Source organism: Trichocoleus sp. FACHB-591, assembly GCF_014695845.1.
Classification (GTDB): domain Bacteria; phylum Cyanobacteriota; class Cyanobacteriia; order FACHB-46; family FACHB-46; genus Trichocoleus.
The window spans coordinates 1-14,799 of record NZ_JACJPA010000049.1; the positions used below are offsets into that span (position 1 = coordinate 1).

At 48.3% G+C, this 14,799-nt stretch carries 8 protein-coding genes and 2 pseudogenes; 4 read left to right on the forward strand and 6 right to left on the reverse strand.

The features are described from left to right. The first annotated feature begins 193 nt into the window (after positions 1–193). Complete coding sequence (locus tag H6F90_RS10635; RefSeq protein ID WP_199295853.1) at positions 194–979, forward strand: DUF928 domain-containing protein; 786 nt, start codon at positions 194–196, stop codon at positions 977–979. 14 nt (positions 980–993) lie between these two features. Here the strand turns inward: H6F90_RS10635 and H6F90_RS10640 are convergent, their stop codons facing one another. Together H6F90_RS10640 and H6F90_RS10645 are read right to left on the reverse strand one after the other, a co-directional pair. After that, positions 994–3,372, reverse strand: a complete 2,379-nt coding sequence (locus tag H6F90_RS10640; protein WP_190552458.1) for a CHAT domain-containing protein — start codon at positions 3,370–3,372, stop codon at positions 994–996. Positions 3,373–3,449: 77 nt separating this feature from the next. After that, positions 3,450–3,958: pseudogene (locus tag H6F90_RS10645) on the reverse strand (IS6 family transposase). Between the two features lie 66 nt (positions 3,959–4,024). Between H6F90_RS10645 and H6F90_RS31480 the strand changes: the two are divergent. Together H6F90_RS31480 and H6F90_RS10655 are read left to right on the forward strand one after the other, a co-directional pair. Further along, positions 4,025–4,287, forward strand: a pseudogene (locus tag H6F90_RS31480) (IS1 family transposase); the annotation flags it as partial. Between the two features lie 230 nt (positions 4,288–4,517). Then, positions 4,518–5,006 carry a hypothetical protein gene (locus tag H6F90_RS10655; RefSeq protein WP_190552459.1) on the forward strand — a complete coding sequence of 163 codons (489 nt, stop codon included), beginning with the start codon at positions 4,518–4,520 and terminating at the stop codon, positions 5,004–5,006. 629 nt (positions 5,007–5,635) lie between these two features. Here H6F90_RS10655 and H6F90_RS10660 read toward each other — a convergent pair. After that, the gene (locus tag H6F90_RS10660; protein ID WP_190552460.1) at positions 5,636–7,399 is read right to left on the reverse strand and encodes an alpha/beta hydrolase; all 1,764 of its coding nucleotides are present in this window, start codon (positions 7,397–7,399) and stop codon (positions 5,636–5,638) included. A gap of 43 nt (positions 7,400–7,442) precedes the next feature. On the opposite strand from H6F90_RS10660, the gene H6F90_RS10665 reads away from it, so the two are divergent. Further along, positions 7,443–7,619, forward strand: a complete 177-nt coding sequence (locus tag H6F90_RS10665; RefSeq protein WP_190552461.1) for a hypothetical protein — start codon at positions 7,443–7,445, stop codon at positions 7,617–7,619. A 263-nt stretch (positions 7,620–7,882) separates the two neighbouring features. Here the strand turns inward: H6F90_RS10665 and H6F90_RS10670 are convergent, their stop codons facing one another. The 3 genes from H6F90_RS10670 to H6F90_RS10680 form a co-directional block, all read right to left on the reverse strand. Continuing rightward, the gene (locus tag H6F90_RS10670; protein WP_190552462.1) at positions 7,883–10,507 is read right to left on the reverse strand and encodes a DUF4157 domain-containing protein; all 2,625 of its coding nucleotides are present in this window, start codon (positions 10,505–10,507) and stop codon (positions 7,883–7,885) included. Positions 10,508–10,621: 114 nt separating this feature from the next. Further along, positions 10,622–11,131, reverse strand: a complete 510-nt coding sequence (locus tag H6F90_RS10675; protein WP_190552463.1) for a hypothetical protein — start codon at positions 11,129–11,131, stop codon at positions 10,622–10,624. Between the two features lie 97 nt (positions 11,132–11,228). Then, on the reverse strand, positions 11,229–14,738 hold the full coding sequence (locus H6F90_RS10680; RefSeq protein ID WP_190552464.1) for a contractile injection system tape measure protein: 3,510 nt from the start codon (positions 14,736–14,738) through the stop codon (positions 11,229–11,231). Positions 14,739–14,799: the final 61 nt, after the last annotated feature.

Below are 14,799 nucleotides of genomic sequence, written 5' to 3' on the forward strand. Positions count from 1 at the left end.
CTCAGGGGTGAGGGTGACCGTGTACTTTTCTGGCATGAGGAGGGGATTGTTGATTTTCAACCAGTTTCCCTGACTTCTCTCTACCTGTCAAAATCGGTGTGTCGAACTACTAGGTTAGGGTTTTAAAACACGTCCTAGCGTTAGCTTGTGTCACTGTATGCTTGGATAATGCACTATCAAGGAGCGAACGATTATGCATCTCCAAGCGTTATCTGTCCTAATGTCCGTCAGTCTTTTTTTGCTCACTGGAGTACAGTCTGCGTCAGCACAAGCATCTACGCAGGGAGCTTTCCCAGTTTCAACACCAAATTCTGAATCATCTCGCAAGGTCATTCCTCAAGTTCTTTTTAAGCCATCAGGTACAGGAAACCCACCGCCAACGAGAGGAGCTGGATCACGAAACGATCGCGCTTGTCTCCAAGACTCATCAGAGAATCTAAGTGATTTATCTGCTCGACCTCAGCCGCTTACGGCTCTTGTTCCTGGTAATCAAGTAGGTTTAACTTGGGCGGAGCGTCCTACGTTTTGGGTGTATTTGCCAGAGACATCTGCTCGTCAGATGGTTTTGAGTGTTAAGGGGGAAAGTACAGGGCAGCACTCACAGCGCTTTCTACCGATTACGGGTGAGGCGGGAATTGTTGGGATTCAGTTTGATCAAAATGCTGCTCCGTTGAAGGTGGGTAAGTCTTATCAGTGGGCAGTGGTGTTGGTGTGTGGCGATCGCCCTAGTCCGAATGATCCGTTTGTGACGGCCTGGATACAGCGTGTGGCTCCTGCTCAGGCTTCCAATAATCAACAGTCGGCTGTAGAGCGGGCAGCCTGGTATGGAGAGAAAGGAGCTTGGTATGATGCCTTGACAGTTTTGGCGGAGGTGTGGCGATCGCAACCTAACGATTCAACGTTGGCGAAGATATGGGCAGACTTTTTGGCGCAACCAAGTGTAGGGTTGGGGGCGATTGCCAATGAGCCTGTGTGGTAGATTAAGAGATCTCTTCATTGCCAGTTTCCTACCAGTACGAAGGGTGCCCAGTAGTAGGGATGTTGGTAGTTGGGCGATCGCAGCAAGGAGAGTTGAGCTTGTCGTAGCGCTTCGGCTCGGCTGATGCCCGGTTGCTTTAATGCAGTATAGAAATGCGTGATCAGCTCTGTGGTTGAGTCGTCCTGTACGGACCAGAGCGTAGCGATCGTACTGCGAGCACCTGAACGGACTGCGATCCCGGCGAGTCCCAGGGCCGCCTGTTTGTCTCCTTTTGCGGTTTGGCAGGCACTCAAGATCAACAGTTCAATTGGTTGACGATTTTGGCGATCGCGCACTTCTAGTAGTTGGTCAAGATCTTTAACCTTGATTCTCCCTTCCCAAGTGAGCAAAAAGGTGTTTTCTGATTGGGAGGAGAACTGCCCATGAGTTGCGAGATGTACGATCGGGAAAGGTACGGATGTCAATTTTCTAGCCAATTGAGAGCGGGTAAAGGATTGATCCAATAGGATACTTGTCGGCATCAATGTAGAGATTTGCTGGATTTCTTCAGCCACACCGGGGAGGGCAGAGAACCCTTGACGTGCTTGAGATAATCCTCCTGCAAGAATTCCCAATTGTTCTGGAGCTAGGGGTTGAGGGGGCAACAGTTGTAATTCTGGTGTTAGGGCAAGGCTATATTTTTCAATCAAATATTGCTGACCATCGTGCAGTGCTGCCAATGGAACTCCCCGCAAAACGCCATCTAGCACAAACACAATCGTCTTCACCCGGCTCTTGGCTAAATCAGCTTCTATGGGGCGGATTAGCCAGTCATACAGTTGTTGATGTGGACGTAGGGGTTCTTGACCGGTGATGAATGGGCTGAGTGTGGCAAATAGATCCTCATAGGTGCGATCGATCTCCCCTGCTTGATTTTTCTCGGCTGTTCTATCAGAACTTAAAGTGAGAGGAGTAGAGCGATATTGCAAGGGCTGATTAGGGAGAGAGAGAATTACGGCAAGGCGATCGCGGAGGATAATTGAGTAAACGACCGCTGCTTGGGGATCTACCTGGTCAATTGGTTGGGGTTGCGTATCCAGACAAGCTTCGCGAAAGAAGTTATTGAGTTCCGCTAATTGCAGTGCTTCAATCACTGATCGCGCCCGTTCTAAATTGGCTTGGTTGGGGTTGTTGTCTAGGAGCAGTTGCACCAATTCCCGGTAGATCGGTTCCACTTGTTCTCGAAAAGAAAACTGAGCTTCTGGATTGATCGCTACTAAATCGCTCCGCAGGACAGAGAGGGTTTCAACTGCCTGGTTGTAGGCTGCGATCGCCTCTGAAGTCTGGCCTTGTTGCTTGAGAATGCGTCCCAGTTGCCAGTACCAGGAAACGGCAATATCATCTGCTGGAATGGATTGGGCGATTTGTAGGGCTTGCCTGGTCAATTGCTCGGCCTCTGACCATTGCTTTGATGTTTCGTAGAGATGTCCGAGTTGACCTAAGGCATAGGCTTCTGCTCTTAAATCCTGTAAATCTCTTGCTTGTTGAACCGTGTTGGCAAGAAGTTGAGCGATCGCCGTGGGAAAGGAGAGAGACCGGTAAGGTTTGGTAAAACCAGCTTTGATCAGGCTTTCAGCCAGATTTACCTGGGCATAAACTTTAGTACGACTGGAAGGCAGATCGGCTAATAAAGTTTGAATTTCAGGCAAAAGGGAGAAGGCCTGAGCGTGTTGGTTGCTCTCAACGAGAAGACTGAGCAGGTTTAGACGCGCTTGCAATCGAATTGGGTTATCTAATGTGCTAGTGGCAGCTTGTTGATAAAAGGCGATCGCTTCCGTGCTGGCAGAGCTATTAGTTTTAGCATCATCCTGTTTTGCTCTGGCGACATTTCCCAAAGCCAGGAGGGTACTGCTGGTATCTGTATTTAAGCGTTGGGATATCTCTAAGCTAGATTTCAAAACCTTCTGGCTGGCTGTTAAATCTCCTATCCGCAGCAGCACAATTCCTAAGCTACGGAGACCACCAGCTTTTAAAGGAGAATTCGGTAGAGTCTGCAATTGTGTGTTGATTTGTTCTAAGAGAGTTCTAGCTCGGCGGTATTGCCCTAAGGTTTGCAGCGCCTGTACCTGATTCAGTTGACTGCCCAGTTTTCCTAACTTATCTCCTGCTCTTGTATAAGCTGCTTCTGCCTGTCTCCAAGTCTCCAGAGCTGCTTCTGCTTGCCCCGCCTCTAATTGACGAATTCCCCCGTTGTTTAAGGTTTGGGCATAGAAGATCGCTGAGGTCGTACCATGATCTGGTGCTGCGATCGCTCTCGGAGAAGACTGCAAGGCGATCGCTATCCCTACAATGCTCATCAGTCCTGCTGACACAACACCCAGCAAAATATCTGTAGAAATGGTTGATCTGAGCATCCTGATTACCCCTAGCACTAGAGGGTTCTGTGGCAAGAACCATTGAGGCACAAACAATTGACCGACTCTAGACTCAATTAAGCAACAAGTCCAAAAATTCGAGATACGAATTCTACTTGTGATCGCACATCGCTACTTTCAACCCCCTGAACCTGCCCCCTACGAATCGTATTCATCGCCTCAATCCCGCTTAAGGTTCGTCTAGCACTGTGGAAAGACTGGAATCCCAGCATCGGTTTCGTAATTCGCTTGATGTTGCGATGGTCCTGCTCAATCAGGTTATTCAAGTATTTCACCTGCCGTAATTCGGTTTGAGATGCCAGCGTTTGTTCGCTTTTTAGTCGTTCAATGGCGACCGGATAAGCGGCATTCTTGTCCACATTGATCACGCGTGGTTGGGTGACATGGTTAGCTTTCAACACTTGGCAAAAGAACCGTGCTGCCGCTTGGCCATCTCGTTTGGCACTGAGTGCATCATCTCCTCTAGATTCCGGTAGCTCAAGGGATAGCGGCAGTACCACCGCACATTCAGCAGGATGATTTCGGGCAAGAAATGCTGCCATTTGAACAGGGAGGACGTGGACATAGGAGGTGAGGGAAGCAGGGGTTAGTCCTCTTACCTTACCTCTCTCCTGTTTTTGCGACACTACCATCGTTGCCACCTGTCTACCGTCAATGTGCAGTGGCATACACTGACTTTTTGGCCGCTTATGGGACAGTTCTACCGAGCAAACGACATCGAGCGGTGGGAAAGAAACAGGCAAAACCAGTTACATCGAGCGATTCAACAATACCTTAAGGCAACGGGTCTCTCGATTGGTGCGCAAAAGCTTATCCTTTTCTAAGTCACTGGAGAATCACATTAGTGCGATTTGGTACTTCATCCATCACTACAATGCATCATTACCTGTGTAGCACTACCCAAGAGATAATGAGGACGGGTATGTCGTCATGGCTTGACCTAATGCTTTTAGCCTGACTCTACCCTTTTCTTAGAGAATTTGCGATCTACTGAGACTATTAGGAATATCATTTTTTACGAAAATTTTATCAAAAAGGCTTCTGAAAATGCTTTGATCTAGAGTATCAGTATCTGCGTTTTAGTTAGCGAGCAATCCTATTTCATAGGGAGGTTGATACGTTCTATGATGACAGATCCCACCATGACTGATTCCCCTCAGACCGGGCACAAAACTGAATTGGGCACTTTAGTGCCCCTTAATGCTAATGCACCGTCTGGAGTACCGTTGCAGTCCCAAACAGCGGAACTGATTACAATCCTTACCAATCCTGAAACTGGAATTACTTACAAAAAAGCTACACAAACCACCTGGATTTTGCTGAAAGCAACTACTTTATTACTGATCCATCTGTCGGTGACAGTGTTTGCGCTGTTTGTGTGGTTGTGTGGCATTGGATTTCAAGGAGGGTACTATTTCAGAGACTGGCTTGAGGTTAAATCGCCTTCGTTAGGCGAAGTGGTCTATGCCGTGCTGCAGATATTTGCATTCCCCTTTGTGAGGTTATATCAATGGGCTATGCAGACGGTCAAGAAAACATTGGGACTAGAAGTTCAATTTGATTCTCTGAAAGATGAGGTGGATACGACTGAATGTGATGAATTGCTTGTATAGTTTACCCTGCTGATGGCGAAGCTGCACAAACAGCCGAACATCGTTGCTGATGTGAATACAGTGCTGTTGAATGGAAAGCCATAGTTGCATAATGCTGTGGTTGACTTGCCGTTTTTAGGTATATGTAGCCTTGGAGACTGGTTTAGGTTCTTTTTTAGGAGAGGCGAGCACCGCCTCAAGGTTATAAGTAAAGAAGCCTAGAATAAATGCAACGAACACTGAAAGTGCAATGGTCCAAAAGATGTTACTCACCATGTTATCGTCTCCTCCTTAAAGGGTAAAAGAGCTATGAGCTATCACGATCGCAGTCGGTTTTAGTTCTCAGGATGTCACGATTGTATCGCTCGGGTACGAATAGATTGGTAGGCAGCTTGGGCTAGGCTATTATCTTTATTACCTTAGCGGGGTAGAAGCGATCGATCTCACTATCAAAGGTCGTCCAGAGGTTGTCGTAAGCAAGCAGATGAATCATAACTATCAGGGGCAGAGAAACCGTTTCTCTACCCCTGATAGTTGGTTTTTAGTATTTGGGCGATCGCATTAGCCCAGCTCCGTTCATCAAGCTTTGACTAGGGCTAGGCCATTCCGGCAAGTGTGAAGAAGAAGGAGGCTTGAAACTGAGCTTTAAATTATTCTATCTTTGAGAGCACCAATTCTTCATTATCTGTTGCAGCCGCTTTCAATTCTACTTCCAGAACATCCTGCCGACGTTCTGGTGCAAGTAATACCTGGATACCACGTTCTGCACATTTCTGGGAGAAGTTTTTCAGAGAGATTGCTCGTTCTTCCTCAGTGTTTTCTCCATTGTTCAGCAACAGGGGCTGACATCCTAAACAGGCTAACCCATAAATCAAATGCTTCGAGAAGGACGCTGCGGGTTGAAAGTATCCTCCGTGAGTGTCGATCCTACCCGTGAAGAAATCATAGGAGAGACTAATGTAATTCCAGAAATTTAATGATTGCTTACGGAGGGCGTGGCTCACTATGCCGACTTTTTGGGCAGAACTATCCGGGCTATCGGAGTCGATATAATCAGTGCAATCAAAGACAGTAAAGAAGTTAGCGATCGGACTCTGGTACTTACCTAAAATCTTCTCTTGTCTATTCCTTAAGGATTGGGAGGGTAGGCTATACAAATAATCCAGAAACTCAACATCCCGCCCTAGTTGACCGTTCTTGTCAAGATTCAGGATGCCATATAGTTCTTGGGCTTTAGGCTGCTGTTGGGATAGCACGGACGATCGCACCACTACATTACCCAGACGATATCCACCCTCACGGGTCCTAGATGAGAAGCTGAAATAGTTGGCTGCCGTTGATGCCAGTTTGAGTGCCATATCGCCCTCATTGCTGAACATGTATGCCTCTTCAAATCGTCGGAGCGAAGAGCTAAGAAAATTAGCCCGTCCCGAAATGACTGTTTCGGCAGGGATATCCGGCGCGACAAGAACCAATCGCCCTAACGAGAAGACATGCCCGATGTCGGAGGGGACTGCATTCTTAGCTCCCATCTCAATAGAACCGACCGATCGCTCATCAAACACATCTGAGAGAATTCGGACGGTGTTGGTTACTACAAATGCCCCCATGCTGTGACCAATAAAGGACAACTTGACTCGGGCCTGCTGTAACTCTTTGTCATCAAGCTGGTCTCTTAACTCGAAAATGGCTTTATCAAGTTGTCGAATCAACTCTACTAAGTCTGGAACACCAAAGTGATTGGCTCGGTAAGAATCTCGAAAATATCCCACAATTCTGAAAAGAAAGAGGGAAAAGACGAGCGTAAAAACGAATGTTGCCAGAACTAATAGACTGGCTCCAACAATCTCAAAACCCATTGTGCTGGGTAGATTGGTGGTTAGCGAGACGATACTGAGCCCAACAAAGATGGCGATCGCCAGAGCTGACAGAACCTTCAGAGCAACCGGGAGGGATGCCTGGGCGTAACCGAGCTTACTCCCTAGGGAATCGTTACCGCCTCCTTTGATCTGCTCGGATGGCCATCGATAGCCAATAAGCACCAATGGGTTAGATTGATCGAGGTAGTGTTCGGCAATATGATCCCGAATTTCCTGATACCAACCTTTGACTCCAACACCTGGTTTGCTTTCTTTTGTCGTGGCGAACCCTCCTAGAGCGGTGTTATAGCCATGAATGGCAATCAATAGCTCTGGATTTTCCCGGTTCTTGATCTGATTGATCAAATAATGGGCAATTTCCTGAATATGTGGCGTTGGATCTGGAACCGGTTGAACCTGATCTTCAACGTTGTTGGGGGCAGTACTGCCAACGAAAAAAGCTGGAAAGGGTGGGGGCTGATTGGCTTCAGTGGTTGGAATCGGTTCAATGTCGAGCAGATATAGGTCTGCGGAATGCTCTGGGGGCTGAGTCATGGTTTGTTATGGGAGAATTGGTTACAAACTTGACTGGTCTATCGTGTCATTCACTGATCATCAAAACATTTTTGTGGGAATGACTGAGCAGGGACACGATCGCTATCCTGTCATTAACCGAAAATCTATGATTGTCGCCTGTGACGCGATCGCTACACCAACAAAGCGCCAATCTGGATCTGGAGTAGATGGTTTTAGTAGATCCTACAACCCCGGTTGATTAGTTCCCAAAATAGAGAAAATTTGTTACTTTTATGGCTACTGTCTTAAGGTGAACAAAGCTCAGGTGGTGTGCTTTGCGATCGCACTTCCATTTCAGAAAGGCCGTTTACGGGACATCGGAAAAGAGAGTAGCGGGAAATAGGTTTCAGCAAGTTTGTGCCACAAGAGCAGGGTGCAACCGAGGGTTGCATTAAGGCATACCTTCTCCGATGGTGGCGATGGGTGTGACTACAAGTGCTTTCCTCTCGTAACTTTGCTTTTCTATTCTTTTCCGCAAGCCTCTAAAACTTGTTTGTGTTCGCTTATTGCATCTTGAAGTGTGGTAATCTTTTCATCAAGATTTTGCTTTCTCTTTGGATTCTCTGTCTCTGCTCGCTCTATTAACCCCAGTACCGCCTTCAAGCGTTTCTCTCGCTTAGCTAATTCGCTTTTCAGTTCTTTCTTCTTCTCGGTTATTCGCTTTTCATACTTTTTAATATCCTCGCCTTCGTCCTGTTTTAATGCTGTCGGCTCCCTCATATTTTCATCCAACTGCTTGATCTTGCCTTCCAGGCTTACTTTCTCGTTCCTTAACTCTTTCTCGTCCTCATCAACCTTGTCTATTGCCTGTTTTGCTTTGCTTATTTGGTTGAGTAATTCTTCTATTTTTTTCTCTGTATCCTCCTTTATTTTGTGTTTCGCCGCTCGATCTAGTTTGCCGGATGCTAGCCCAAGTTTATACAAGGATGATATTCCATCTCGTCTTGCCTCTACGACATGCAGCCGCTCTGGAACCTGTGTAATTTGCGCCTTTCGCGGATCGATATAAGTATCTTGTCGCGGACCTATCATTTCTTTGTTATGTTCCATGAATTTAATTGAATTTATAGGAACAATTGCTAAATCCTTACTAGGTCTGCTGTCATCGAGAATCCGGTCTATCTGTCCTACGACAATCTTTATAGCCTCAAGCATCCTGTTCTTTGCTTCTTTTAGATTCTCGCCGACGATTTTATTTCCTTCTTGTGGTTCTTTCTCAAATCCATTAATATTTATAAACGTAGGTAGTGACAGGTTCGTAATCACTTCTTCCAATTTTCGGTTGTTCAGTGCTTCTTTGACCGCGTTCCACTCTGTGTCGTCCAATAAACCTAATCCAACATTCATTAAGCTGTCTTTTATCCATGCGCCATGTACATCTTTGACCGCACTCGTGAGGTTAGCACGTAACTGGAACTCAGCCTTTGCTTTTGAATCTTTTGTAATGTCTTTCCCTGTGTATATTTCTTCTTGCATTTTCCGCACTGCATCTATAGCAGGTGTTGCAAATATGCCACTTAATGTGCGTGCAAAGTTCTTATAAAACAGACTTTTAGTCGTCGTCTTGTCATTATCTACAATGGCGTTTAATATCTTTTCTTCTATCGTAACAAGTATAGCTTTGGGATTAAATCCTGGTGGTTTACCCTCTGTTTTTAGTTGTTTGTCTTCATTTATTTTTTGGAGTTTGTCAATTGTATCGGCATTTGTAGCAAAATTCACTTGGGATGTTATTCCACCCCCTTTCTGTGAAGGTTTGATTTTAATACTGCTTAGTTCTTCCTTGGTGATCTGATGAATTGCTTCTTTGCTATAGTCTTTCATAGCACTTTTATGAGATAGGTTTTTAGCCCCTATTACTATTTTCTCTTTTTGTTTAAAGTCAATGCCTAATCCTATAAACCCATCCACTAGTTCTCCTATAGTCTCTGATTTGCTTGTGAGACCCTCTAACGCGCTTCTGGTTAAAGCATCCACCTTCTCTACATCAGTTGGATTAGGAATTCGCGTGTCCTGCAAGGTTCTAATGAGAAAAGGCGGGCTAACTAGCTCGATTGCATTAGCTGCATCCGTCTCGAGGATAAATGGTAAGTCGGTGTATGGAAGTGAGCTAGACTTAGCAAACTTTAAATGCGATATCCCTATCAACCGGTTCTCATCGTTAGTTTGAGTGAATTCATGTTCAAATCCTACTGTGGTGAATGGCTCTAGCCCTTCTACTTCCTCTGCCTTCACCTTGCTTTGCTTATTTTTCTGTTCTTTAACATATTCTGAGAAACTATTGCTTTCTATATCAAGAAAAGCTCTTTGCACTGTATTGGTGTTAGACCGTTGTTGCACCACATGGGTCAACTCATGAGCAAGCAACTCTTGCCCCACTCGACTCCCTGGCTGATATGCACCCTGTCGAAAGAACACATCCTTTCGGCTTGTAAATGCCTCTGCCTGGATGGTTCTGTTCAGTTGATCAGATTTTGCATCGGTGTGGACGCGAACTCCGCTGAAGTCGGCTCCAAAGGCTTGTTCCAGGGAGGCACGAACGGGTTCGGCAATCGCCTGCCCACCGCCTCGCTCTTGCTGAATCGCAGAATCTAAACCAGAGGAAACATCCCCGCCCTGTGTCGTCACCTGTGGGGCGATCGCAGACTTCATTTGTAATTCCTCATCCTCTTTCCCCGTCCGCTGAATGGTTTCAGCGATTGGTTTCGTCTGAAGTTTTTCTTCTTCCTGCTCCACCCGTTGAATTGATTCAGACGATCGCTTCATCTGCACCTCATCCTCTTCCTGCCCCATCCGTTGTACCGTCTGGGCATCGCTTCCTTGCTGAACTGCCGGACTATTGATTCGATCGACCACCTCAGCAGCAACGCGATCGGCTTCTTGTTCGTACTTGTCGCCCACCGCCCCAACCGTCAGTTTTGCTTGAATGGGAGTGGTCAGTGAGGCATTTGAGGGCTGGAAAAAGGGATCGCGTTGCACCGACTGCCCTGGCGCAAAAAATGCGGTGTCCGACTTCGCACCAAAAAAGGGTTGGGTCGATCGATTCGCACGGGTTGGCTCTTGCTTTTGGGAGTTAGTGCTTTTCATAGCGCGAGGGGGTAAGTTTGCAGATGGGCGCTCGGACAAGGGAGCGATAGGTCATTTTGTCACCGAACCAGTCACAAAATGACCCTTGGCGAAACGGATCAGCCAGATCCTGAGTTATCCTGCGACTGCTGCGGCTGGTGGAGTGGTTGCCTCGGCTGGCTCGGCTGCTTCGGGTGTCTCAGTTTTGGGCGGTGGGGGTGCTGCCCGCCCAACCAGAACCGTAACCTTGGCTGTATTTTTGTTCAGCGTGTCATCCTTCCCATCAGTCCATTTATACAAATTCTTGAACGTGACTTGCGTTGGCTGAGCGATCGCCTCAATCAGTTTACTGCCTAATAAAAACAGAGGCTCTTCGAAGGGCAAATCGGTGATTTTGTCTTTGATTGTGTAGGTGATGATGGCATCCTCATTCGGGTTCGAATAGAGCGTTGATTGAATCAGCAAGAGGTTGATAGCTTCTTTATCATCGACGGTAAAGTCCACATCAATTTTGGCGGTTCCACTTGCGTTGGGCGGTAAAGTCCATTCCAGCGTTTGATAGCTCGCCACTGGGACTGTGCTACCGCCCTGCACCGTGGGTCCACCTGGAATCTGCACACTCAACTTCACAGTTAGGTCAGGCATAATTGATCACTCTCCAATAAAAATTGACAACTTGAAACTACAAACCACGGCCCCTAAACTCGGCAGTGCGCCGATCGGGTTGCGCCGAAACACTTCCTTACGTCCATTCCACAACCAGCACCTCCATCATCCACGGCAACTTCACCATACTGACGCCCCACGGCAACCGACTCAGCAAGACATCAATCGCCTGCTGCTCCACTCGCAACTTCCAGCCTCCCATCTCTGGTCGAGTGAGTTTTCCCTGCCGCTGTAGAAAGCCCTCTCGCAAACCATCCGGGCTGGTATGCTTCAGCACCTCCCAATACCGAATCACTGTCTCCAGCAGGGTTTCGCCCTCAGCTAAAGCTGCTGCGGGTAGCTCCAGCCCTCCCATCACCGGGTCATTCAGCGGCCAACCACATAGCAATTTCGGCAACACCAGGGCATATTCTGGGGCGCTCGTTTCACCCGTTGCCAGGTAGTGAAGGAGGGCGATCGCGAGTTGCTGAGCATACTCATCCCGGAAGGAATTTTCACTCACCAGTCCAACCGCTTCAAAGTAATAGGTCAGGAACGGATGAAGGAGCACCAATCCAGCGTGGTTCAAGTAAATACCATTGACTCTTTCGGCAGGTGAAAGGGAGACATAGCCCATCTGCCTGGGCGGGCTAGCCATTAGAGGATGAAGCCCCTGAGGGAGTCGCTCGGTCTGAGCAGTCGAGTCTGCTGGCGGGTCAGAAGATGGGGCATCAGTTGGAGTGACCACCGCTGCTATCGGGTCAACCCCGCTAGTCTGCCCTGCATCAATAAATTCATCGGATGGGGCGATTGCGTTGGATGGAGGCGTGATTTGTGAAGCGGCTTGTTCTTCTGGAGCGATCGCGTCGGGTGCGTCAGTCCCTTCCAGGCGTGGTGATGATGGGTCGCTTGATGGAATAAGCTCCGATCCGGTGGGTTGTCCCGATGAGGTCAGAGATGTAGATGCCAGACGTTGTTCCGTGGGTGCTAACGGCTCTAATGGAGCGATCGCATCTGCTTCGATGGCTGGCTCTCGTGGAGTGGGGGGCAATGATCGGGCGATGGGTTCTGTTATAGGTCGGCGTGCCAATGGAGAGGCTTGCTCTAATGCCGTATTCACGTCTGTTTCACTGTCTTGTTCAGTAACTTGTTTAGTAACTCGTTCAGTGACTTGCTCGGCTCCGGTTGGTTGTTCTGTTGGTTGTTCTAATGAAGCGATCGCATCAGGTGAAATCGTAGGTTCTAATTCTGTGGATGGCTGTGATGGAGCGATTTTAGTTGCTTCCGCTCCCGGTTGCGCTGTAATGGATTGACCTAGGGGAGCGATCTCTGCGATTCCATCAGTGCGTTTTAAACGAGTGAGCGGGTCTACGGGAGCGATCGCCACTTGATCTGATGTCGGTTCTAACAGAGCGGATGACTCCGACGGGGCGAGATCTTCTGACGCCGCAATGCGCTCTATGGGTGTTGATGGGTTTGAAAGAACAACTGAGTCTATTTCAGGAGTTCGTTTTGCTCCAGTGCGTGGTCCTGTTGAGAGAATTGCATCGGGTGAAGTCGTGGGTTCCAGTGAAGTCGATAACTCAGGGGGGGCGATCGCATTAACTTCGTTCGTCTGTTCGGATGGAGTTGATTGGGATGGGGTTAAGGATTCGGTTGAGATTGATGGATGGACTGGAGTAATCTCATTGACTCGAGGCGCTTGGTCTGGTGCGGTAGGGGCTTCGGATGGGGCTAGCGAGCTAGGTGCAGTAGAGCCTTCTAATGCAGTGAGTGGCTGTGATGCCGCAATTGTCTCTACTGCACTAGTTTGGGGTGCTTCAGGGGGTTGCTCTGATAAGACTAGCGCTTCGGGTGAAGTTGTAGGTTCTACTTCTGTGGATAGCTGTGATGGAGCAATTTTGGTTGCTTCCGTTCCTGATTGGGCTGCAACGGATTGGCTTGGTGGGGTGGTCGCCGATATTCCGTCAGTGCGTTCTGAAAGAGCGAGTGGGTCTATGGGAGCGATCGCCGCTTGTTCTAATGTCGGTTTTAACAGAGCGGATGGCTCCGACGGGGCAAGGTCTTCTGATGCTGCACTGCGCTCTACAGGTGTTGATGGGTTTGAAGGCGCAATTAAGTCTACTTGAGGAGTTTGGGTTTGTTTTGCTCCGGTGCGTAGTCCTGCTGGGGGAATCGCATCAGGTGTGGTTGTGCGTTTTAGGGAAATTGATAACTGAGGTGGGGCGAGTTCATTAACTTCGGTTGGTAACTCAGGTGGGGCGATCGCATTGACTTCATTGGTCTGTGCAGATGAAGTTGATTGAGATGGGGTTAAGGGTTCGGTTGGGATTGATGAATGGGCTGGAGTAATCTCGTTGACTTGAGGCGTTTGGTCTGGTGTAGTGGGTGCGTCAGATGGCGCGATCGCTTCGGGTGCAGTAGAGCCTTGCAATGCAGGGAGTGGTTGTGATGCCGCAATTGTCTCTACTGCACTGGTTTGGGGTGCTTCAGGGAGTTGCTCGGATGGCGCGATCGCTGTCGTTGCATTAGTACTTCCTGGAACAATTCGTTGATCGACTGGAGCGATTGTTTTCCAGTCTGCCCTCTGTTCTAATCGAGCTGGCTGTTCCGATGAAGTGATTTCCATTGATGCAGGCATACGCTCCACAGAAGTTGATGCATCGGGTAGGACAATCCGATCCATCACGTCTAGCCAGAGATCTGTTTCCGTCAATGATTCGGCTGCAATCAGGCTTCGCACTTGTTGGAGGGTTGTACCGGAAGCGATCGCCGCATTGCACAGCAACGGTAGCCAGGTTTGGAGCCATTGTCGAGTTGGCAATGGAGCACCGAGAGAAGTATTAGTTTGAATTTCAGCAAACAGCAGTACCCAGGCTTGTTGCTCTAAATAGTGCGTCGTGCGAGCGTCCAACTGAAGCGATCTCATGAATGCTTTTGCAGAGTCCAGCAATCCCTGAAACTCTACCCAGGTAGGTTGCATCCGCATCATCAACCGTTGGTGAAAGGAAGCAGGCAATTGTAAAACTAACCGCTGACGTGCCCAAGGCTGACGGTTAAGCAACCGCTGTAATGCTGCCCGCCAAACGGTATCACCCTGAATTACGGCCTCCCAGCGTAGCACCCAGGCAGAAAGAGGTTCGGATGGCTGCCACCAGGGTAAACGTCCGTATTCCAGGAAGTAGAGCAATACTTCCCAATCTGCTTCTGGTAGAACCTGAGCCACCGGGTCAGTTTCAGCTTCTAGCAAACTAGAGGAGTGATCAGCGATCGCAAAGGCTGGAGCGTCCATCCATGACTGACGAATGTCATCCCCAGAGGGACGGGGCAAATCTTCTAATGCTTGCCTCAAAGCAGTCAGTAACTTTGGCACAAATTCATCTGCTAGATGATGAGGGGCGATCGCAGGCAGTTCAATCACCAGTTGATCTAACCGCACCACCTCGTCGCTCTCAGTCCACCCATCAAATAATCGTTCTATCTGGGGCATGGCAACCTGCTGGAGCAACTGACTGAGTTCTTCCTGTACGCCCCAAACCTCGGTTGATTGCTGAGTTTCAACCTCCAAAAGGAGCTGTCCGATGATATGACGTTGGGCGTTACTCATAGAGCTAGCATGGGGGTCAGGAAAGAACCAGGTAGAGCTGTTTCAGGTAACAAGACTATGA

What these genes read in the sequence shown, in the direction of transcription:
- H6F90_RS10635 (WP_199295853.1), top strand. Translation starts at nt 194, where the DNA reads ATGCATCTCCAAGCGTTATCTGTCCTAATGTCCGTCAGTCTTTTTTTG.
- H6F90_RS10670 (WP_190552462.1), bottom strand. Translation starts at nt 10,507, where the DNA reads ATGAAAAGCACTAACTCCCAAAAGCAAGAGCCAACCCGTGCGAATCGA.
- H6F90_RS10660 (WP_190552460.1), bottom strand. Translation starts at nt 7,399, where the DNA reads ATGACTCAGCCCCCAGAGCATTCCGCAGACCTATATCTGCTCGACATT.
- H6F90_RS10640 (WP_190552458.1), bottom strand. Translation starts at nt 3,372, where the DNA reads ATGCTCAGATCAACCATTTCTACAGATATTTTGCTGGGTGTTGTGTCA.
- H6F90_RS10675 (WP_190552463.1), bottom strand. Translation starts at nt 11,131, where the DNA reads ATGCCTGACCTAACTGTGAAGTTGAGTGTGCAGATTCCAGGTGGACCC.
- H6F90_RS10655 (WP_190552459.1), top strand. Translation starts at nt 4,518, where the DNA reads ATGATGACAGATCCCACCATGACTGATTCCCCTCAGACCGGGCACAAA.
- H6F90_RS10680 (WP_190552464.1), bottom strand. Translation starts at nt 14,738, where the DNA reads ATGAGTAACGCCCAACGTCATATCATCGGACAGCTCCTTTTGGAGGTT.